The organism is Clostridium collagenovorans DSM 3089 (genome assembly GCF_900130005.1).
Classification (GTDB): domain Bacteria; phylum Bacillota; class Clostridia; order Clostridiales; family Clostridiaceae; genus Clostridium_D; species Clostridium_D collagenovorans.
In genome coordinates this window covers 236830-259054 of record NZ_FQXP01000006.1, presented here as the reverse complement: position 1 = coordinate 259054, position 22225 = coordinate 236830, and the positions used below count along the sequence as shown (strand labels likewise).

At 28.7% G+C, this 22225-nt stretch carries 18 protein-coding genes; 3 read left to right on the top strand and 15 right to left on the bottom strand.

Translation table 11 applies throughout. The features are described from left to right. Positions 1-26: 26 nt before the first annotated feature. The 4 genes from BUA48_RS09335 to BUA48_RS09315 form a co-directional block, all read right to left on the bottom strand. A complete protein-coding gene (locus tag BUA48_RS09335; RefSeq protein ID WP_072831788.1) occupies positions 27-1175 on the bottom strand; it encodes a double-cubane-cluster-containing anaerobic reductase in 1149 nt (382 codons plus the stop codon). 360 nt (positions 1176-1535) lie between these two features. Continuing rightward, positions 1536-3086 (bottom strand): glycine betaine uptake BCCT transporter, encoded by a 1551-nt coding sequence (locus BUA48_RS09330; RefSeq protein WP_072831787.1) that lies wholly within the window; start codon positions 3084-3086, stop codon positions 1536-1538. Between the two features lie 42 nt (positions 3087-3128). After that, entirely contained in the window at positions 3129-4439 is a 1311-nt protein-coding gene (gene grdH, locus BUA48_RS09320; protein WP_084666211.1) for a betaine reductase selenoprotein B, read from the bottom strand. 31 nt (positions 4440-4470) lie between these two features. Next, positions 4471-5805, bottom strand: coding sequence for a glycine/sarcosine/betaine reductase component B subunit (locus BUA48_RS09315; RefSeq protein ID WP_341465246.1), 1335 nt, complete (start codon positions 5803-5805; stop codon positions 4471-4473). Between the two features lie 219 nt (positions 5806-6024). Between BUA48_RS09315 and BUA48_RS09310 the strand changes: the two genes are divergently transcribed. Beyond that, the gene (locus BUA48_RS09310; RefSeq protein ID WP_072831783.1) at positions 6025-6684 is read left to right on the top strand and encodes a TetR family transcriptional regulator; all 660 of its coding nucleotides are present in this window, start codon (positions 6025-6027) and stop codon (positions 6682-6684) included. Between the two features lie 130 nt (positions 6685-6814). Next, positions 6815-7789, top strand: coding sequence for a DUF1002 domain-containing protein (locus BUA48_RS09305; protein WP_072831782.1), 975 nt, complete (start codon positions 6815-6817; stop codon positions 7787-7789). Between the two features lie 84 nt (positions 7790-7873). Here BUA48_RS09305 and BUA48_RS09300 read toward each other — a convergent pair whose 3' ends face one another. From BUA48_RS09300 to BUA48_RS09260, 9 genes are all read right to left on the bottom strand, one after another. Next, positions 7874-8683, bottom strand: coding sequence for a hypothetical protein (locus BUA48_RS09300; RefSeq protein WP_072831781.1), 810 nt, complete (start codon positions 8681-8683; stop codon positions 7874-7876). Positions 8684-8783: 100 nt separating this feature from the next. Continuing rightward, entirely contained in the window at positions 8784-9317 is a 534-nt protein-coding gene (locus tag BUA48_RS09295; RefSeq protein WP_072831780.1) for a hypothetical protein, read from the bottom strand. A gap of 6 nt (positions 9318-9323) precedes the next feature. Next, entirely contained in the window at positions 9324-9974 is a 651-nt protein-coding gene (locus BUA48_RS09290) for an ATP-binding cassette domain-containing protein (RefSeq protein ID WP_072831847.1), read from the bottom strand. Positions 9975-10096: 122 nt separating this feature from the next. Further along, on the bottom strand, positions 10097-10903 hold the full coding sequence (locus tag BUA48_RS09285; RefSeq protein WP_072831779.1) for a hypothetical protein: 807 nt from the start codon (positions 10901-10903) through the stop codon (positions 10097-10099). Beyond that, complete coding sequence (locus BUA48_RS09280; RefSeq protein WP_072831778.1) at positions 10887-11675, bottom strand: ABC transporter permease; 789 nt, start codon at positions 11673-11675, stop codon at positions 10887-10889. The genes BUA48_RS09285 and BUA48_RS09280 overlap by 17 nt, the downstream gene beginning before the upstream one ends. 952 nt (positions 11676-12627) lie before the next feature. Then, a complete protein-coding gene (locus BUA48_RS09275; RefSeq protein WP_072831777.1) occupies positions 12628-13917 on the bottom strand; it encodes an NCS2 family permease in 1290 nt (429 codons plus the stop codon). A gap of 188 nt (positions 13918-14105) precedes the next feature. Next, positions 14106-14369, bottom strand: coding sequence for a GIY-YIG nuclease family protein (locus BUA48_RS09270; RefSeq protein ID WP_072831776.1), 264 nt, complete (start codon positions 14367-14369; stop codon positions 14106-14108). Between the two features lie 264 nt (positions 14370-14633). Next, a complete protein-coding gene (locus tag BUA48_RS09265; protein ID WP_072831775.1) occupies positions 14634-15470 on the bottom strand; it encodes an AIM24 family protein in 837 nt (278 codons plus the stop codon). Positions 15471-15668: 198 nt separating this feature from the next. Next, entirely contained in the window at positions 15669-15869 is a 201-nt protein-coding gene (locus BUA48_RS09260) for a DUF896 domain-containing protein (protein ID WP_072831774.1), read from the bottom strand. 372 nt (positions 15870-16241) lie between these two features. Between BUA48_RS09260 and BUA48_RS09255 the strand changes: the two genes are divergently transcribed. Further along, a complete protein-coding gene (locus tag BUA48_RS09255) occupies positions 16242-18044 on the top strand; it encodes an ATP-binding protein (RefSeq protein ID WP_072831773.1) in 1803 nt (600 codons plus the stop codon). 224 nt (positions 18045-18268) lie between these two features. Here BUA48_RS09255 and BUA48_RS09250 read toward each other — a convergent pair whose 3' ends face one another. Together BUA48_RS09250 and BUA48_RS09245 are read right to left on the bottom strand one after the other, a co-directional pair. Continuing rightward, on the bottom strand, positions 18269-19675 hold the full coding sequence (locus BUA48_RS09250) for an MATE family efflux transporter (RefSeq protein WP_072831772.1): 1407 nt from the start codon (positions 19673-19675) through the stop codon (positions 18269-18271). A 251-nt stretch (positions 19676-19926) separates the two neighbouring features. Further along, positions 19927-22017, bottom strand: coding sequence for a helix-turn-helix domain-containing protein (locus BUA48_RS09245; protein ID WP_072831771.1), 2091 nt, complete (start codon positions 22015-22017; stop codon positions 19927-19929). Positions 22018-22225 lie beyond the last annotated feature (208 nt).

Below are 22225 nucleotides of genomic sequence, written 5' to 3'. Positions count from 1 at the left end.
TTTCTAACCTCTCTACTTTCTAATTTCTAAAGCATTTCTATAAATGCTGCTATACGAGTCTTAATTTGACCTATATCTGATTGAGAATAGTCTGTTTCTAAGCCCATACATGGTGTATTTTTAACAGTAGTTACATAATCTTTTACTCTCTTAACTTCTAAATTATAAGTATGACAAGCTTGAAGAGTAATATCTATAACTCCATCAATTTGGTATTCATCAATTAATGAATCTAAAAGTTCAAGTCTTCCATTGTTATTGCACATAACTGAACATGGAATGTTTATATATTTTTCTGCTAATGCATCATATGGATCTTTAGTTTCATCAACTAAACGAGCTTTTTCTTTAACTCCTCCACAGTTTTCAAAACATACAACTACTCCACCGTTTTCTTCGATAGTGCCTATAACCTTGTCCATAACTCCACCGATTGGACAACCTGTAACTAATATTCTTTTATCTTCTTTTGATATTGCGCTACCTTCAGCATCATATTTAGCTTTAATATCATCTATCATAGCTCTAATTCTTTGATTTTGTTCTTCCTTATCAAAAGTAAAGCCTGTACCTTCTAAAACCTTGTACATATCTCTACCCTTAATAGCTGGAGGATTTAATTTACCTAAAGAATAGAACTCTCTTAATAATTCTCTTTCTTTATTTCTAGCTTTTATAGATTCTCTTAATTTTTCATCTGTGATTTCCACATTGAATTTCTTTTCTAAAACTTCTTTAAGATGAATCATTTCATCTTTCCAAACCTTAACAGCATGCTCTCTGTCAGCACCTTGTGGTAAATGCATTACATGCATAGGTTTTATTTCACCTAAGTACTCATACATTTTCTTTTTACCATCACAAGTTGTTTCCCCAATTAATAAGTCTGAGAAATAAGTGTATGGACACTTTTCACTTACAGCGAAACCATAACTTGATTTTATTAATGGACAAAGGTTTTTAGGAAGATGTTTTTCAGCATCTGGAATTGCTTCATCACTCATTCCACATAATCCTACTGGGTAAGCTCCTGATGCATATATTATTTCCATTGGAGTATATGTACAAAATACACCTACAACATTATGTCCTTTATTTTTTAATTCTTTTACTCTAATAAAACCATTTCTTCTTGCTTCACTAAACTCATTAAATATACTTGGAAAATCGTTCATTATAATTCACCCCATAATTTAAAATGTAAAGCTGTGATTAATACGCCATAATACAGATTCTCTTACATTTTTCACAAGCTTTCTATATTATTTTACAATATATGATATTGTTTTCATACCGATAAACCCTTGATTCTCTATAGCTTTTTACTATAGATAAATGCTCGTCCATTAAAAAGATAAATATTAATATCCAATTAAGTAACTTAAATTAAGAATAAACACCTATGTATCTTTTATTGAGTAACCTTTATAAAAACTATAATATGCTTTGATGCAATGAAAAAAGAAGCCGTACACGAGGTGGGTCTCCTCATGTACAGCTTCAGTTTAAAATTGTTAATGGAATTATTATTTATTTTATTGTTTACTTGTTACCTTTTTAGTTTTACTACAAGACCCTATATCTTCTTGCTTCAAGGCTTTGTACAAGGACACACAGGCAAATAGCATTATAAATATGAATGGGAATGCTGAGGCGACTGATGCTGTCTGTAAGGCTTGGAGTCCCCCTGCAAGTAATAATGCTGTTGCTAGTAATGCTTGTATTACTCCCCATATAATTTTCTTACCACTAGATGGGTTTAAATCACCTTTAGATGTAAGCATACCTAATACAAAGGTTGCTGAGTTAGCTGAAGTTATAAAGAAGGTACATAATAAAATTACAGCTATTAGTGAAATTATTATTCCAAACTTGTAGTTTTTCATTATAGCAAAGAATGCTGTTTCTGGTGTTGCTGCTATGGTTCTAAGGGCATCTATTCCTAATTTCTTAGTAAATGCTAAATTTAAACCAGTTGTTCCAAATACACCGAACCATATAATTGAACCTAATGAAGGAGCAAAGATTACCCCTAAAATAAATTCTCTTATTGTTCTTCCCTTAGAAATACGAGCTATAAATGTACCAACAAATGGAGCCCATGCAATCCACCATGCCCAATAGAAGATTCTCCATGCTTTCATCCATGAGTTATCTCCAAAGGGTGATACTGATAAACTGTCAGAAATTATATCCTGAACATATATACCAAAGTTACTTAAAATAGAATTTACAATTTTTACAGTTGGTCCAATTAAAAAAGTTAATATCAATATTCCAAATGCTAAATATAAATTAACATCAGATACAACCTTTATCCCCTTTTCAATACCACTTACAGCTGACCAAATTGTAATTATAGTTACTACTGCAATTATTATAATTTGCACAAGCTGAGAATTTGGTATATTGAATAAATAATTAAGACCACTATTTATTTGTAGAGTTCCTAAACCAAGTGATGTGGCAACTCCTGCAACAGTTGCTAAAACTGCTGCTATATCAATGAACTTTCCTATTGGTCCATTAGCTCTCTTCTCTCCTATTAAAGGTATAAAAATACTACTAATTAAACCAGGATAATTTTTTCTAAATTGGAAGTACGCCAAAGCTAAACCAATAATACTATAAGTTGCCCAAGGATGGAATCCCCAATGCATAAATGAGGATTTCATAGCAAATTGAGCTGCTTCCACAGAGCCTGGAGTTAGTTGATTCGGTGGATTAGTAAAGTGAGCTAAAGGCTCAGCTATACCCCAAAATACTAATCCTATTCCCATACCAGCTCCAAACAACATAGCGAACCAAGAGATTGTACTATATTCAGGCTTAGAATCATCAGGTCCTAATTTTATCTTACCAAATTTACTAAATGCTAAAGCTAAAGCAAACAGTAAAAATGCGAATACTGCTACTAAATAAGCCCATCCGAAATCAGTTGTTAAAACATCCAGTAGTTGGTTTGCTGCACTAGAAAATCCATCCTTAAAGAAAATTGCCCATGCTGCAACAATAAAAGTAATTACAAGTGAGATGAAATAAACCGGATTACTTACAGATGACTTTTTACTTACACTTGCTTTCATTACACTTCTACCCCTTTCAAGATATATTTATTTATCTACCCCTTATAACTTAACCTTGAAAACTGTTTGTTCTTTTATATCAGTAGCAAGAGAATCTAATGCTACACCAACTCTATGATAACGTAACTTCCATTGTTCTTCCTTAGAAGTAGCTGGATCTCCTAAAGGATATGGAATAGATATAGTTGGAACTATTCTATTGGCACCAACTGTTTTAGCTACTGGCACTAAGTTTGCCATTTGAACTACTGGGAAACCTGCTTTTTCAAATTCTTTAACCATTGTTGCACCGCAACGAGTACAAGTTCCTCATGTAGAAACCATTATAACTCCGTCTACATTGTCTTCTTTTAATAAAGGTACTATCTCATTTGCCATTCTAGCTGCTTCTGCTTGTGTTGTACCTGTTCCAACAGTTGAGTAGAAGTATCCATGAAGTTTTCCTATTTTTCCTTCTTTCTCATAAACTTTTAAAGCATCTATTGGAGTTATAACATTAGGATCACTATCAGCAGCTGCAGGGTCAAAACCAGCATGAATAGTTTTATATTCTCCACCTTTTATAGTATCACAATTTGAAATATCATATTTACCCCATCTAGTAGCAGATGCAGATTGTATTCTATCTGGATTATCAATTGGAACTATACCACCGGTGTTAACTAAAGCTATATTAGCTTTGCTTAAATCCTTAATAGCATCAGCTATAGGAACTCTATCTAACTTAGGCATAGGTAATTCTGTTATATAAGATTTATTGTTTAGTTTAGCAATTAACATATCAACAGCTCTATCAGAAGCCATTACTTTATCTTCTCTCCAAACCTGATGTCTAATTCCACGTGGATAATATCCTTCTATCTCAGCTCCTAAGTTTTCTTCTCCATTTAAAATTTTATTTCCTAACTTAGCCATAGTTTTTATATCGTCTCTCATCTTAGCTGCACTATGTCCGCCTTTGAAAACATACATGTCCTTCTTAAACATCTCTACACCAGGGTTTTCTATGTGCATAGATGTAATTACAGGAACATTAAATTTTTCCTTTACAGCTTTACATACCTCTCCACAAGCTACACCGTATCTTCCAGCTTGGAAAGCAGGTCCTGCAAAGAATATATCAAAATCTTTACCTTCTAAAAATGATAAGATTGTTTTTATTGCTTCATCTGTATTAGATCCTATGAAGTTATCACCACAAATTATAGTATGAGTAACTTTTCCATCTAAAACTTTATCAAGTTGTAATGCAGGTCCAACTAACCCCTCTGTTATAGTAGGAGCGTAATCTGCCTTATCTTCACCACCAATTTGTCCAAAGAATTGGTTTACATACATAATTGCCTTTTTCATAATAGTACAACCTCCCTTAATTTAAGTTAAATTAGAATTCCTTCATTGTTTTATCAGACCAACCTATTATTTGGTCACCACAGAACATAGCATTATTTTCAAGAATTATAGAGCCATCTTCTTTAACTGAAGACCCAAGAATTTCATCATTTGCCCAACCACCAGAAAGTCCATCTCTACTTAATGCTTCAAGTTCTCCAAGTACTACTTTCATTGGAGGAAGTTTTATTAATTCTGAAACGTTACCTGTAGAAACCATTGCTGTGATTTTCTCATCTAATGTAACAAGTGGTTGAGAATTACCATCTCTACCTGTACATTCATTAGTAAGTCCTACAGTTTTTACTCCTACATCTTCAAGTGCGACTAAACATGCTACATAGTCAGCATCTGGATTTCCGTATCCTTCCTCTGAAACTATAGCACCATCAGCACCTAATGATTTAGCAATTTGTGAAACAAATAGTGCAGCTCTTTCTTTTTGCTCTAAGGCTACATTTAAGTTTGACATTATTACTCCTAAGAAGTTTAATGTCTTTCCATGTTCTTTATAAAGTCTTTTTATTGTTGGATTGTTCTGATAATCATAAGTACTCCATTTAGATGAACAAGGCATAAAGCTACCTGATACAAGAGCACCATCTAATATTTCATTTGGATTCATGAAAGTTGGTAACATTCTATTAGCATCCCAACCATATACCAAAGTGTTATATCCTATCTCTTCCATTTGTGATTGAGGTTGCATTACATATACCACCTTAGGAAGCTTAGAGAAGTTTGTACAATTTTCAGCTACAGAAGCAAGTTCAAAAATTTCTTCATCATCCGGTGTTAAAGTTTTAACACAGTTTCCTATGAATTCTGCTAATCTATGACCAGCTCTTCTTAATGCATTATTTTTCTTTTGCTGTTCTCTTTTTTCAAACTCTTCATCTGTATCTGCAACTAATACTATATTTTGAAGTTTTGAAAAGTAAGTGTATTTAGCTCCTTCGCCAGCCATATCAATTACACCGTCTTGGAATCCACCCCAATGCTTTCCTACAACTAATACACTACAATTTTTTAGAGCGTGACATCTTCCATCACCACATCTAGTTAATTCTCCTGTATATCCAGGGAATAATGAGTCACCATTTAATTTAACCCTAGGCTCAATTGCCTCTTTAACAGGACATAATCTAACTTCATCGCCAGGTTTAACAATGTGTAAATCAGCTTCAGTTATATGCTCGTCCTCCATGATAAAATCAAGGGCCTCTTTTTTATTAATTGTTAAAGTACCCTTATTAAAAGATAAAGTGTCTCCAAAAATAATGTTTTGAACATAAAAATTTCCAATTTCAAGTTTCAAATCAAACACCCCTTTTCAAATTTTCAAAATAATTTAAACATTGTTACTTTATAATCATGATTATACTCTGAACAAGATTAGTTTTCAATAACTTTTCCATAATTTTCTCTATTGAACTATTGAATAGATTCTATTACTTAGATAAATACTTAACAATGTTTAGGATTGCTAAAAAATTTTTTATTGTTATAATGGTAATATAATTTTAGAGTAAAGTGGTGTTAGACAATGGTAAAAAAAGAACTTCAAAAAAGAAGAATAATGAAATATTTTATTGAAGCTACCAATTCAATTATCGAAGAGGAAGGAATTGAATGCGTTACTATAAGAAAAGTAGCTGATATGGCAGGATATAATAGTGCAACCTTATACAATTATTTCCAGAATTTGAATCACTTAATTTTCCTATCCTCAATGAAATACCTAAAGGATTATGCTAGTGACCTATATGAATATACAAAAGGCTCTAAGAACTCTTTAGACATGTATTTTAATGTTTGGAAGTGTTTTAGTTATCATTCTTATTTAAAACCAGAAATATATAACTTAATTTTCTTCAGCGAATATTGCTCTGATAAGATTAATGAGTCAATGAAATTATATTACTCAATCTTTCCTGAAGAATTAGGAGAAGAAAATGAAAAATTCTTACCTATGCTTTTAGAGGATGATATTTATCTTAGAGACTATAAAATCTTAGAAGAAGCTGCTGAAGATAACTTTTTAAGAGAAGATGATTTAAAAGAAATCAATGAAATGAATGTCTTAATATATCAAGGTATGCTTTCTAGAATGCTTAATAAGTCCTCAAAATATTCTATAGACGAAGCTGTTGAAAAGACATTGAAATATGTACATAAAACTATAGATGCATATAGAGTTTTATAAATCCTTCTTAAAATAATATTCCTCCTATTTTCTATATATATGTTGTTATTTTTTGTGAAATATATTATATATTATATATAGATTTAAAACTACAAACTATTTTCTATAATTAAAATAGGAGGAGCTTACCATGAATAAATTCAAATTTAAGCATTTTTTAAGTGCTTTACTTCTTTGTACAATGGTATTTACCTTGCCATTACATACTGCCTTTGCTGAGGTAGGTAAAATAGTTACTTTAGGTGCAAACCTAACTACTGCTCAAAAGGAAGATATGTTAAAAGAGTTTGGCGTAAATAAAGATGAAGTTAAAATTATTGAAATAACTAATAAAGATATAACGGACTTATTAGGTGGAGACACTAATACTCCTGGTGGAGGAAATAGTTCATTTTCTAGTTCTTATGTTGAATTATTAAGTAAAGGTAATGGAATATCTGTAGAAACAAACAATTTAACTCAAGTTACTGGCAATATGCTAGTCAATGCCTTAATTACTGCTGGTATTACAGATGCACATATTAAAGCCTCTTCACCTTTTCCTGTAACTGGTGAAGCTGCACTTACCGGAATATTAAAAGGTTTTGAAACCTCCACTGGTAATAAAATAAGTGAAACTCAGAAAAAAGTTGCACAGGATGAAGTAGGTGTCGTTGGAAATTTAGGTGAAAGTGTTGGAAATGATAAAGCTTCTAGTATAATAAATGATATTAAAACAGAGGTCATTAAAGACAAGCCTAAAAATGACGCTCAAATTAAAGATATCATAGTAAATGTAACAAATAATTATGGTGTTAAATTAAATGATGAACAGAAAAAAGAAATTCAAGGTTTAATGTCTAGAATAAATGACTTAGATATTAATTATGATTCTGTAAAGGATTCACTTAATAAATTTGGTTCTGAAATTAAAAATATCTTAAAAAATCAAGGTGAAAAAATTAAAGAAAGTGGATTTTTTCAAAAGTTGTGGGAAGATATAAAAGACTTCTTCTCATCTTTATTTGATAAAATAGGAGAATCATTTAATAATGATAATAATGAAACTATACCTTCTGAAAGTAGCTCAACTACTTCACCAAATACAGACATAAAATCAGAATAATAAAAAGCTAAGCCATGAGAGTAGCAACTTTAAACTACCCTTTGACTTAGCTTTTTTATTTCTTACAACCCTGTTATGACCTACCTAAAGTATTTCTTTTTTATTGATTGCAAATATTCCAATTAAAATTGCAACCATAGCAATAATACAATTATAAATCACAGCTTTAAGTAAGGTTATATTATATAAATTATCAAAAATTTCATTTCTAAGTATCATACAATATTGAGCTGGGAATATTGGAGACGGAATAAATATTCCTATCATTAAAAATACCATTATGAAAACATATGCATTAATAGGCTTCATAATAATAGATAATGATAACTGTAGTAGACTCAGTGACAACCATAATACTAAAAAGCTTGTACTAATTGTAAATACTAATTCTCCTATTGTTGCTACTCGTAGCATATTAGGTAGTATTCTAAGCTCACTATAGGCACTATAGCTAAATCCTCCCCCTAGAATTATGTATCCCACTGCTATTATTATCCCAAATAAAATAATATAACAAAGTAACACATTTAATATTGTCCATAAAAATTTGCTAATCCAAAATTCCATTTTTCCATTTGTTCTATAGATTATATATAATGAATTTTCTTTATAATCATCATATGCATAGCTTCCAATAATAAATAATACGTAACTATTTATTAAAATCCAAAGAATCGGAATGTGGATTTCTAAATTCCTCTCTCCTGGTAAAATATTCATAATTACATCTACAAAATTACCTCTTATAGTCCCTCTGTATGACGCAGCAGATATAATTGATAATACTAATATCATAAGTATAAACACTAAATACTTATATCTATTTTCGTAAAATCCATACTTTATATCTCTTAATAGTAACTTCTTTATTGTTTTAATATTAGTTTTTTTCACAAATTATCTTAGTGAGAGAATACTATTACAAGTGTCAGCTTTGTTCCCCTCCCACTAAATCCTCCCTTCTTATTGTCCACCTCTTAAAGCATCCACGAACCTAGTTAACACTTAAATTAATACTCTTTTTATAATACTCTTTATCCTGTAAAAACTTATCTTTACATTGATCCATATAGAACTTATTGCTTATATAATACTCAAACTTACCCTTATCTTTTAATGCATCATAAGCCTTCTTATCAACAACAAACTGTATTTTATAAGTTTTAGTTGAATTTGATTTTAAAGCCACAAAGTTATTTTCCTTCTCCATTATTATTTGAGCATATACAGATTCAACCTTCATTTCATTAATTGCATGTTCAAAACTTTTAGTATCATTACTCTTATTTTGAAGCTCTAACTCTAATTCATAAAAAACCTCTTCTTTATTTGCATATTTTTCTCTAAGCGAATTAACCCTAATATTAAAATCCTGAAGCTCTACCTTTTCACCCATCTCATATTTATCTATAGTTAACTTTGTTACATTTTCACTATTAATTTTATTGTATTTATAAGTAAAAACACCTACGCAAAGCATAAGAATAGCAATACTTATAGTCATATAAAGCATTTTCTTTTTTTTCATATTCCCTTACTCCTTAAGAATTCTATAATTTGAAACCTTACCATCATTTAGATAATATATTTCATCGGATAAATACTCTATTTCCTCCTTATCATGAGATGCAACTAAAATTGTTTTCCCTTGATTTTTAAGTTCTATAAGAATATTTTTTACTAACTCTACCCCATCTTGGTCTAATGCATTTGTAGGTTCATCTAAAATAATTAAATCCGGTTTTTCCATTATAGCTTGAGCTATTCCAAGTCTTTGCTTCATTCCTAAGGAGTATTTTTTAAACTTTCTTTTATCCTCTGGGTCTAAACCTACAGATTTTATAGCTTCCTTTATTTCATCTTCTCCTATAACACCCTTAAGATCTGCTAAAATCTTCAGATTCTCAAAGCCAGTATATCCTGGTAATAGACCTGGATACTCAATTACAACTCCTAAACTCTCTGGGAAATCTATATCCTTTCCCATTACTTTTCCATCTATCTTTATTTCCCCTTCATCAATTCTTATTAATCCTGAAAGAGCTCTAAATAGCATAGTTTTACCTGAACCATTCTTTCCTCTAAAACCTACTATCTTACCCCTTTCTAGAGAGAAACTTATATTATCTAAAACCTTGTTTTCTTTTATTTTCTTACTAACCCCATTAACTTCAATATAAGTAATATCCATTACTACTACCCCCATTTTTAATTTTTAAAGAATACCTAAAACGAGATAACTTCTATAATAACTTAACTAAAAATTTTCACCTTATAAACTCACATTTATGATATAAAATTGCTTTATCATTTATAAAATTCCTTCTTACAATTCAGCCTTCTTCCTGTGAAGTAAATTGCCGTTGCTACAAAAAGAAGGTATATAATATCTCCAAATATTTCTCCAATATATAACATCTTTATTCCACCCAATATCATTCGTTTTATTATTAGTGCTCCCCCAAGCAAATAACAATCTATGAATGTTATAGTAAGCATAAAAAAATACACTAAAAAGCTGTTTTTAATCTTAATCTTTAAGATTAAAACTAATAATCCTTGAGTTATTAACCCTAATGTACCAGATAAAAAAATTAATAAAAGCATGCTTCCTGTACTATATAAAACTTTTCTTTCTGAAATATATAGCTTTAAGCCTCTTGCCTCTATAGCAAGAGTACTTCCTTCCTCCGGCCAAGCATTGTGAAAACTCCCAAACTTTATAACAGAGCATATATAACTCAAAGTAACTATTATTAACATAATTACAACAGAGATTATAATTATATTTTTTACTTGAGTATTCCAAAGTTCCTTTTTATTACTGTACCTGTGCACTATAAAATCTTTTTCATAAATTTCTAAGAGTTTAACTAAAAGAAAACCACTAGCTGGTAACATAAAATTTGAAAAAATCCCGAAATTTGTAGCGCCGTTGATAGTACCAGGCTTTATCATATAATCAAAAACACTAGACATAAGCTTAGGTCTATAAGGACTAATATAAATATAAACCACTATAACCATACATATCAGCGCTATTACCCCAATGATATAATTTTTATTTAATCTGATAGGAAGTAAAACCTTCTCTTTATTATAAGATTTCTTCATTCTTTCCTCCTAAATAAAACATACCAAAGGTTATTAATACCCCTATAATTATTTCTAAAAAAACAACTGCACTATTAGCCCTTGAAAATACACTTAGATAATTTATAGGACTTAGGTTATAGGTTTTTAAAAAATGCATTATCATATCTAAAATAAATACAAATAAAAATGGTGTTGATAATACAACAAAGATATTTTTTATTTTTAAACTTACAACCAAAGCCACAGAGGAATATATTCCTCCAAAAATTCCATATATACAAGTTGCTATTAAAATATATACTATGGGTTGCGAATAATATAAGTTATGGAACATACCATATTGTCTTATTGTTTGATTATATATTGATACATCAGGTTTTATATTAGGTATTGTCATCAACAAAAATAAAAGATAAATTATTAATGGAATAACAATAACCACAAATGATGATAAAAAATTAGCTATATACTTAGCTCTTATATATTCTTTTCTATTTATTCTAGTATAAATAGATTTACTAAATCCTGACTTTCTATCCTCTAAAAACGAGCTACTATAGCAAATTGCAGTTAAAAGAGGCATTAACATAAGCATTGAATTTCTAAAACTTCCCGCCCTAAACATAATCCAGTGATCATATAGACTCCATGGACCGAAATATGTTTCTTCAAAGGGATAAAAAAAACCATCCTCTCTCAATTGTAAAATAGAGAATATAATTCCTATAATTAGACTTAAATAAAAGCCCTTACTTTGGAATGCTCTCTTAAGCTCAACCTTCATTATCATATTTCTTTCACCGCTTCCTTTTATATTAGTTTTAATAAATTAATATAAATTCATAATTATATTAGGCTCAGTAAAGCTTTTATTTCAAAGTTGGCTCTTTTATTAATTAACAACTACATATTGAATATGAAATTATCAATTAACTCATAAATTTTACTCTTCACTTTTCATGTTTAATTTTAATAACTTACTTGTATTAAATCCACAAATTAACTATTCCTTAGATAAGGATAGTTTTAACTTTAATTACAAACTTTTAATTTTAATTTATAATATATAGATTTCAATAATGATTCTTCATCATATTTAGAAATAACTATTATTAAATAAACTTAGTTCAAATTCAAAATGTAGATTGTTAATTGAAACTTATATATAAATTAAAAGTTTTATTTCTATATTTTTTAAATTTAAGGTTAAAGGTTGCAGTTTAGGTTTTTGAATTATTGATTTTTATGTGTGTTTGTCACACTAAATTTTGAATAGATATCACTTTAGATAATATTTGAAATGATTTGTTTTTAAATTACTATATTAAATTATTTATATAGCTATAAATTTTATAAGGTTTATTTATTACCTTACCTATATTATGAATCTTTACATAATTTATTGTTATAATAATACATTATTTTTATATTTATGTAAATACATTTTTATATATTTTTTCACTTTTATAATAAATATACATTCTAAAATTCAAAACAATACTTTTCATACGTTTTCAGAAACAGTGTTATAATTATAAATTTATTCTTATCTATTAAAAAACCTAGAATTTACTTACTTTGAAAATTCACACCTAAACAAAAATAAGACATAGATATACTAACTTTATTAATTAAAGATAATTATATCTACGTCTATATGTAATTTAAGATTTATATTGATATTTATTTTGTTAAGTTATATTGAATTAATTAATATTAAATACTTAATTTATCTTAATTGACTAAATTAAAAACTTTAAAATAAATAAGAATCCTATTATATATGTTGTTAAACTTATTTCTTTTCTCTTTCCTGTTCCTAACTTAAGAACTATGTAAGATATAATTCCAAAAACTATACCATCTGAAATACTATATGATAAAGGCATCATTATTATAGTAAAGAATGCTGGTATTGCCTCTGTAAAATCAGTTAAATCTATTTCCTTTATAGGCTCCATCATAAATAATCCAACAAGAACAAGCGCTGGTGATGTTGCAACTGGAGGTATAACACTTATTAATGGGAAGAAGAATAATGCTACAAAGAACATCATTGCTGTAGAAACAGCTGTTAAACCTGTTCTACCACCTTCTGCTACTCCTGAAGCACTTTCAACAAATGTACTTACTGTACTTGTACCTAAGCATGCACCTAAAGTAGTACCTATTGCATCAGCCATAAGTGCCTTCTTAATTCTTGGAACATTTCCCTTCTCATCAAGCATTTTAGCTTTAGTAGCAACTCCAACTAAAGTACCTATAGTATCAAACATATCCATAAACAATAATGTAAACAATACTATGAACATATCAAAACTAAATATGTTACTCCACTCAAATTTCATAAATAAAGGTGAAAATGATGGTGGCATACTAAATATAGATTCTGGTACTGGTGTTATTCCCATTGGGATTCCTATGATAGTTGTAGCTACTATTCCTATTAAAAGTGCCCCTTTAACATTTCTAGCCAATAAAATACCTGTTATTAATATTCCTATAATACCTAACAAAGCAGTACCTTGTGTTACATTTCCTAATGCTAAAATTGTTCCAGCTTCAGGATGTAATACGATTCCTGCATGCTCTAATCCCATAAAAGCAATAAATAATCCTATTCCAACAGATATACCTCTCTTTATATTAAGAGGTATTGAATCTACTATAGCTTCTCTTAAATTAAATATAGTTAATAAAATAAATATTATTCCTTCTAATAAAACAGCTGTTAAAGCAAATTGCCATGAATATCCCATAACCTGTACAATTGTTATAGCAAAGAATGCATTTAATCCCATACCTGGTGCTTGTGCAAAAGGTAATTTTGCATATAACCCCATAATTAATGTAGAAATTATTGCAGAAACTGCAGTAGCTGTAAATACAGCACCTTTATCCATACCTGTCATTGAAAGAATATCAGGGTTTACAATAAGTATGTACGCCATAGTCATAAATGTCGTTATACCCGCTAAAACTTCAATCTTAACAGTGGTCTTATTCTCTTGTAGTTCAAAAAACTTTTCCATTGCTTCCTCCTTGGCTTATTAAAAGCTACTTATCTATACTTAATCAATACGAACTTTATATTAATTATTTTATTTTTCTTTCGCCAACCTATATTAACAAATTTCAACATAGAAGTCAACATATTTACGAATATTTTATTAATATAATTAATTTTATTTTAAAATATACTGAATTTTTTCTATTTTTTTTATACGCAAGAGTTAGATTGTTCGTATTTGTTTATAAGCTCAAATTTTTTAGCTCTACTTAACTTCTTTATTGCATATTCCCTCTTCAGTGCCTCACTTTTACTTTCATAAGTTTCACTATACCTAAGTTCAACTGGTATTCTTACTTTCGTATATTTAGCCCCTTTTCCACTATTATGTGCCTTAAGTCTGTTTTCTATGTTAGTTGTCCATCCTGTATATAAAGTCCCATCATTACATTCAACTATATAAACATAATTCATATATCATCCTTAGCAAGAATTTATCTTATATCCTTACTAAAACTCACCACCTATTCATAACTATATTTTTAGTTCGTTATATATCTTTACTATATTTAGATATTTCTCATAATAAATTATCTATAAACTTTATTCACTTTTCTATCTTACTCCTTCTCTACCTTTTAGTCCTTACTTAAATAAAAAAACATAGTCTATATAGAAAGTCTTATCTTCTACATGAAACTATGTTTATTCTTAATTCTTATTAGCCTTTACTTTTTATTAAACTTGAGTATTACTACTTCCACCAGGATTATTTACTCTTGAAAGCCCTGAAGTTTTTAGTTTTTTATAAATATATTCTGTTGGTACTAACCATACTTCTCCAGTCCCCCTAAATACATTTAAGAAACCTTCTCCGCTTGCTGCTGATCCTATTAAAGACTTAGCAGATTTTTCAACTGTAAAATCAACCCCTGAAGTTCTTAAGATAGCAAAGTTTCCATCTACCTTTAAAGTATCCTCATGTAATACATACTTAATAACTTCATCCTCTGGTACAGGAAGTTCTAAAAGTACAATACCTGTTCCTGATATCTTGGTTTGGAACAATCCCTCATTCCCCATTAATGCAGAAGATATATTCTTTTGCATCCAAGCTCCTACCTCAACTGAGTCTTCTGCTGCATAAAATACACCATCATCCACAATTATAGTTTCATCGAATAATTCAACTAATGCATAGTGACCAAAACTAGGCTCTAAGGTTATTTCACCCGTACCTGAGTATCTAGGTTTAAAGGCAGTTTCTCCTGTAGCTTTACTTGAAAATAGTTTTTTACCAAGTCCAACTATGCCTCCAATCTTAGTGTCTATTTCTATATCCCCTCTTAAATAACTTAATGCTCCACTTTCTAGTCTTACAGCTCCATTATTTAAGGTTATCTTGGCTTGTCTAAGCCTTATATTAGAGTCCTTTAAAAATGATAATACTAATGCACTTTCTATGTCATTACCACCTTTTAATTCCTCAAACTCAAAAACCTCAAATATACACTTCTCGCCAGTCATGCTAGCAATTTGTCTTAAGTTATTTTTAAAGGTAACATTAGTCTTCATACAACTATCCCCCAATTTTATATTCCGTTCTGTTAAGTTATATATTATATATATTCTAATAAACAAACTCCATTGTATTTAGATGTAACATTCATTGTAGAACAAATGCAACTATATATTAGAAATGTAGAATATTAATTAAAACTTATATATTAAAGAACTTCTTAATATTAACTTAACAAAATCCTTATACTCTATTTAATTATAACTCTTCTTTCCTTTATTATCCACTTTTTTCACATGTTGAAGTTGAGCTCTTACATTATTTCTAAACACTTCTAAATAATATTCTCTTAACTCCTTTTGTTCTACCTTTTCTTCTTCTGTTAATCCTTCTTCTTGACTCTTTTTATATAAAAAATTTATTCTTTGTAATACCTTATTAAAATCTTTTTCCATATTCTTTCCTTTCCTCCTACATATTTCGAATATTTTTTCATAAAATCAAATATTTATTAATAGATTCAATCATATACCATCTCTTTTTTTAATATTATATCATTTAATTCAAACTTTTAGAATTCAATTTCTATCTATTACTCATTTATGAACCCTTAAAAACATTTTTAGTCATATTTCGTTTTTAATTTTAAGTAAAAATTGATTTTTACTTATATATTTTTTTTATTTATTACATTTTTTCAATGGTTTTCCTTATAAATTTTATTAATTTTCTTGATTTTTTTTGAATTTATTGTATCATAATATATGTGCATGTAATTTTTACCATAACAATGGTGCTTTATTTCAATTTTGGAGGGATTATTATTTATGGACAAGGATACTTTATCAAGTGATACAATGATAGGATCTTTGACTCAAATAAACAACTTGTTTGACTATGTATTATCATCAGAAAAACCCGAAGAAAAATTACAATATTTACTTGCGTCTTTAACACAAGTAACAAATTCAACGAAGTGCCAATTGATTGCACTTAATGATACTTACGTTAGTTCTTACTTCTGTGATAATTGTAATGATAATTTAATTGAGTCTAAGTTTAGTAATGAAATAAAATTTATATCTTTAGCTGTAACTCATAAAGAAATTTTATTAATTGATGACATTTCTAAAGAGCCACAGTTAATGGATAACTATATTAGTAATAATAAAATAAATTCTCTAATATCAATACCCTTAATAACTAAAAATAAGGTCTTTGCTTTGCTATGCCTTGAAAATCCTAATTTTCTTTGGTTTAAAAATGAGTATTTTGAATTACTTAAAGTTATAAAAAATTACTCAACTTTATCAATAAAAGGTATTAACTTATTAAAAACACTGGATAAAGATTCATTAACTATATCAAATATTCTATTCAGTCCTACTACTAGTAATACTTCTAATACCTTAAAGAATAATACAGATTACGAATTAGATCTTTGTAAGATTGCATTCGAAAATATAAAGGAATTATTTTGTTTTACTTCATTTGATGGAACTATTATGTACTTAAGTCCTACTTATAAAGACATTTTAGGATTAGATGTCTCTAATATTTATAAAAATAATATTTATGAATTCATAGGCCTTGATTATAGAAAAGAGTTTCTATCTTATTTTAAAAAGGTTTTAAACAATGTAACTACTGAACCATTTAAATGTAAGTGCATAAACTCCTTAAATAAAACTATGTGGCTAAAAATCCATGCAAGTACTTATAATTCTTCATCAAGTGACTTATGCGGAATAATCTTTGTAGCGGAAGATATAACTGATGAAGTTATATATGCAGACCGTATTGTTAAAGAAACTAAAGAGCAAGAAGTCCTTAAAAATGAATTTTTTGCTACTATCTCACATGAATTACGTACACCTATAAATATCATATATGCAACCTTGCAAATGCTTGATCTAGACTTAAAAGCTATGAATGACATAGTCTTATATGATAAGTTTGGAAGTAGGTTTAAAAGCTTAAAACAGAACTGTTTTAGACTTATGAGACTTATTAACAATATAATTGATGTTACAAAAATAGATGCGGGATATTTCAATTTAAATCTTTCTAAGCTTAATATAGTTTCTATTATTGAAGAAATGACTTTATCTGTAGCTAATTATGTTGAAATTAAAAACTTAGATTTTATTTTTGATACCGATCTAGAGGAGAGAGTTATTGCATGTGACCCTGAGAAAATAGAACGTATTTTACTCAACTTAATTTCAAATGCAGTTAAATACACTCCTAGTGGTGGTACTATTTCAGTTATGCTTAAAAACTATAGTGACTTTGTACAAGTCTCTGTTAAGGACACAGGTAAGGGCATACCTGAAAAGGATCAAGCATGCATCTTTGATAGATTTATTCAATCAAAAAATCAGGTAAATAGTAATGTTTATGGAAGTGGTATAGGTTTAAGCTTAGTTAAATCCTTAGTTGAGCTACACGGTGGTACTATCTCCCTAAGTAGTAGTTTGGATAATGGTTCTGAATTTATATTTACTTTACCTAATAATTTATCAGATCCATCGCTTGACTATCAAGAGTTCCCTGATGTAGTGAATGGAAACTTTGCATCTAACAATATTCAAAAAATTAAAGTTGAACTATCTGATATATATATGTAAGTATATATAAGTAAAAGTATTATATAAATAATGATAAATTTATATAATACTTTTATTATTTTTATCTAAGTTTATTCTTACATTTAAATATATATTAGATTCCAACTTAATCTATCCATTAACTTAATATAAACTGAAATCCAAACATCTTAACTATTACTATTACAAAAGGCCATAGAATACTATTTTCAGTACTCTACAGCCCCTATATTTATACTTATATTTTATAATCTAACATTAGCAAAGTTTCCTCTTGGAGCTTTTCTACCTTCCATCTCTTCTAAAGATACGGTAGCTTTTTTCATTGCTATAATACCAGTTATAGATGACACTAAGTCTGATATCGGATATGCTAGCCAAGCTCCTAAAACACCTAATCCAAGTCCATTAACTAAGAAGTATAGTAAAGGTATAAATACTATAATCTGTCTGAAGATAGATAATAAGAATGAAGTTTTAACCATATTCATTGCTTGATAATAGTATATGGATACGTAGTATACTCCTATACATGGGAATACCGCTATTACTATTCTTAATGCTTTAGCTGCATCACTTATAACTCTTGGATCGCTAATAAATACATTAACAACTGTGCTTGTAAATACCATAAATAATGCCCATAATGCAATAGTTGCTACACTAACTGAAATTATTGATTTTCTTATTATTTCTTTTAACCTCTTATAGTTTCTAGCACCATAATTATATGCTGCTATAGGTTGCATTGCTGAACTTATACCCATAACTGTCATAAACAAGAACATTGATATCTTAGTTGTTAATCCTACAATTACTATAGCATTATCTCCACCAATTCCAGATAACAAGTTATTTAAAAGTACAGCTACAATAGCATCTGATATTTCAACTATGAATGTTGAAAAACCAACTAACATAATTCCTTTTACTATAATATTATCCAATTTAAAAGTAAACTTTAAATTTAAAGCGTGTTTTACTCCAGAAAATTTAACTAAAACATACACTAATGATATTATTTGGGATACAGAGGTTGCAATAGCTGCACCCTTAACACCATAGCCTAGTCCTAAAACCAATATAGCATCAATAATAACATTGATTATTGCTCCAATACTTGTACTCATTAAAACTATCTTGGTATCTCCTAAAGACATCATTATGTTTGCAATGACCATGGATAATCCTTGGAATACTCCACCTATTAATATTAAACTTATATAGTCCTTTGCATAAGGGAATATAGCACTGCTAGCCCCTAACTTTATTATTAATGGATCAATAAAATATGCTATTCCTACTATTAAGACTATACCTAAGCCCAAAATAAGAATCATAGCATTTGGTATTATAGTCTTTAATTTATGTGACTCACCTGCGCCTGAACTTCTTGCAACTGCAGTTGAAGCTCCAACAGCTACTAACATAGCCATAGCTGAAAATAATCTTTGAACTGGGAATGCTATTGTAAGAGCAGCTATTCCATTTGCTCCTATAGTTTGTCCCACAAACAATGAATCTACCATGTTATACATTTCAGCCACTAATAATGATATTATTGCAGGCACTGCAAATTTAAATAATAATTTACCTACTTTTTCTTCTGCGAATTGTCTATTATTCATCGTGACAGTATTATTACTTGACATAAATCTCACCTCTCCTGGAACATAGTCAAGTTCCAAATCGGATCGACACATAGATACGATGTCTCGCATTTTAAATCCCAAAGCAAAGTTCAAACTTTACTTTAATGCTGCTTTCTCCTATTTTGTGTTGTCCTTATACTAATATTATATTGCAAGTTAAGGTGACTTTACATTCACAGAGTTGCTAATCAAAAAGTACTTTTTTGCTTACTTAGCTTTTTAACAATTTATGTAAATAACAAAAAAACACCTTAAAACAGGTGTTTTTGTACTTTTTGTAGTGTTATTAATGTAGCTGCATACCCTTCTAACTTAGTTATTATATTAAAAACTGGTGTTTTCTTTGCATAACTTAAAGATATATTAGGAAATGATATGCTATATAAAACTTCTAATTCTTCATCAGTAAGCCTCTTAGGTCTACCCATATTTCTCCAGTTATTATAAGCTGAACCTATTTTTTCACTTATCTCATATTTATTTACCTTATAATCATATTGAAGATTCTTAATGGATAAAGAAATCTTTCTTTCTGTTATATGCTTACTTCCTCTTCCCTTATAAATCTCATCTATATCAATTAAATTATTTAATTCATCATTGAAACTATATAATAGTATTTGAATATCCTCTTCACTCTTAGTGATCATATATCCATCACCTTTTTCTATTAACACATCACCCATCCTCGATAATAAGTAATATGCATAATAAGATGATTTTCTAATACCATTCAAAGTAATTAATCCTGGATAGCCAAAAAATAATTCATTATTTAAAACTACTTCATCCTCTATTGTGTCAAAGGCCTTCAAAAAATACATGCTTCTATCATTATTAATAAAGTTATGAATAACATATGGCAACATATATGAAGAATCATATATAGGATTTATACTATGATCATAAGTAAACTTTTCCTCTATAATATCCTCTAAATCATACTTTTCACACATGCTTCTAACAGCTTCTATAAATTCAGTAGGTAATGTCTTAGATATTTGGAACTTCCACTCTTGTACCACTTCCATACCATATATATCACTAAAGTATAAAATAAAACTTTCTAATAATCTAATACAGAAATCAACCTCTTCAAATATCTTACTTACTATTATTATAGGCTTCATTTCTATATCAATAAGAAACTCTATTAACTTTTCAACCTCATTCCAATTTAGAAAGTCTACATTTTCATTGAAGTAAATTTTCATGTCTCTATTAAAAAGTCTTTGAAGTATACCATATTGGAAACCTATATTATTCTGTATTCCTCTTATATAGTTTTGCTCTCTTTCCTTTAAAAGTTCCTTAGCATCACCTAGGTTTATAACCTCTTTCCAATAAGGGTAGAATTCTTTCCCATCCTTACTTGCATCAACTTCTATTTTGTATATTCTATTTTCATAATTAAATCTTTCATAGTCTTCTAAATATGAAGACAAATAAGGAATTGCTTCTATTAAATTATAAATCTCATACTTCTTAGCCTTATTATAGTTTTCCTCTGTTAGATAATATTTTTTTCTAAATTGTAGAGGAGTACAATTATAATGCATCTTAAAGTGCTTATTATAATATCTAGAATGTGAAAATCCAACTTCTTCAGAAATTTCTGATATAGTTTTCTCTGTATCTAAAAGTAATTTTATAGATTCATCAACTCTTGTTTCATTTAAAAAATCCTTAAATCCAGTACCCGACATATTTTTAATCTCATGTGATAAGTAATAGGAACTTAAGTACTCTTGATCCGCTATGTCTTGAAGACTTATTTTATTCATATAATTATTATATATATATTTAGTGATTCTATGATATCTCTCAAATTGAATCTCGTTTTCCTTTAAATCTTCTTCATCATATATTAAATAATGAAAATTATTTATGAGATGAAACAAGGTATCTACTAATACTTTTTCTATTTCCTCATCATAATTTTCACTTTTCTGTATAGCTTCACACGCAATTATAGCTAAGTAATTCCTTAAAATTTGATACTTCTCCTCTTGCTGTGCTCCCTCCTCCGATGAATTAGTATAGAAAAATATATTTTCCATATCCTTATAGTACTTTTCAAAGAAGTTAGGGTCTATATGAAAAATTAATACCCTATTTTCTTCATCATCTGAGTAAATCCTATGTGCCTCGTAACAATTTATTATTTCTAATTCTTTGTCTTCTACTTCATAATGACCAGATTCTATATCAACATTTATAGTTCCTTTTAAAACAAACATTATTTCAATAGAATTATGCCAATGAATAGGATATTCTTTTATAGTTTCAAAGGACACCTTAACTGGCAAGTCATTATCAAAACTTATATATTCCTTTCTCACTAATTAATCACCTCATTAATGTATACAGTAGGCTACTTAATATTATACACTATAATCTTTTATTAAGTAAATTAAGCTATTACTTAAGAGGTAAGCTTTAATAAATTGTTTACTTTCCCTTAAAAATATATAAATACTACTATATTAAAACAGCTAAAAAAACTGCCTCATGATAGTTAAACACTATTCATGGGCAGTTTATTTTAAA

What these genes read in the sequence shown, in the direction of transcription:
- BUA48_RS09335 (WP_072831788.1), bottom strand. Translation starts at nt 1,175, where the DNA reads ATGAACGATTTTCCAAGTATATTTAATGAGTTTAGTGAAGCAAGAAGA.
- BUA48_RS09330 (WP_072831787.1), bottom strand. Translation starts at nt 3,086, where the DNA reads ATGAAAGCAAGTGTAAGTAAAAAGTCATCTGTAAGTAATCCGGTTTAT.
- BUA48_RS09310 (WP_072831783.1), top strand. Translation starts at nt 6,025, where the DNA reads ATGGTAAAAAAAGAACTTCAAAAAAGAAGAATAATGAAATATTTTATT.
- BUA48_RS09305 (WP_072831782.1), top strand. Translation starts at nt 6,815, where the DNA reads ATGAATAAATTCAAATTTAAGCATTTTTTAAGTGCTTTACTTCTTTGT.
- BUA48_RS09295 (WP_072831780.1), bottom strand. Translation starts at nt 9,317, where the DNA reads ATGAAAAAAAAGAAAATGCTTTATATGACTATAAGTATTGCTATTCTT.
- BUA48_RS09285 (WP_072831779.1), bottom strand. Translation starts at nt 10,903, where the DNA reads ATGAAGAAATCTTATAATAAAGAGAAGGTTTTACTTCCTATCAGATTA.
- BUA48_RS09280 (WP_072831778.1), bottom strand. Translation starts at nt 11,675, where the DNA reads ATGATAATGAAGGTTGAGCTTAAGAGAGCATTCCAAAGTAAGGGCTTT.
- BUA48_RS09275 (WP_072831777.1), bottom strand. Translation starts at nt 13,917, where the DNA reads ATGGAAAAGTTTTTTGAACTACAAGAGAATAAGACCACTGTTAAGATT.
- BUA48_RS09270 (WP_072831776.1), bottom strand. Translation starts at nt 14,369, where the DNA reads ATGAATTATGTTTATATAGTTGAATGTAATGATGGGACTTTATATACA.
- BUA48_RS09265 (WP_072831775.1), bottom strand. Translation starts at nt 15,470, where the DNA reads ATGAAGACTAATGTTACCTTTAAAAATAACTTAAGACAAATTGCTAGC.
- BUA48_RS09260 (WP_072831774.1), bottom strand. Translation starts at nt 15,869, where the DNA reads ATGGAAAAAGATTTTAATAAGGTATTACAAAGAATAAATTTTTTATAT.
- BUA48_RS09255 (WP_072831773.1), top strand. Translation starts at nt 16,242, where the DNA reads ATGGACAAGGATACTTTATCAAGTGATACAATGATAGGATCTTTGACT.
- BUA48_RS09250 (WP_072831772.1), bottom strand. Translation starts at nt 19,675, where the DNA reads ATGTCAAGTAATAATACTGTCACGATGAATAATAGACAATTCGCAGAA.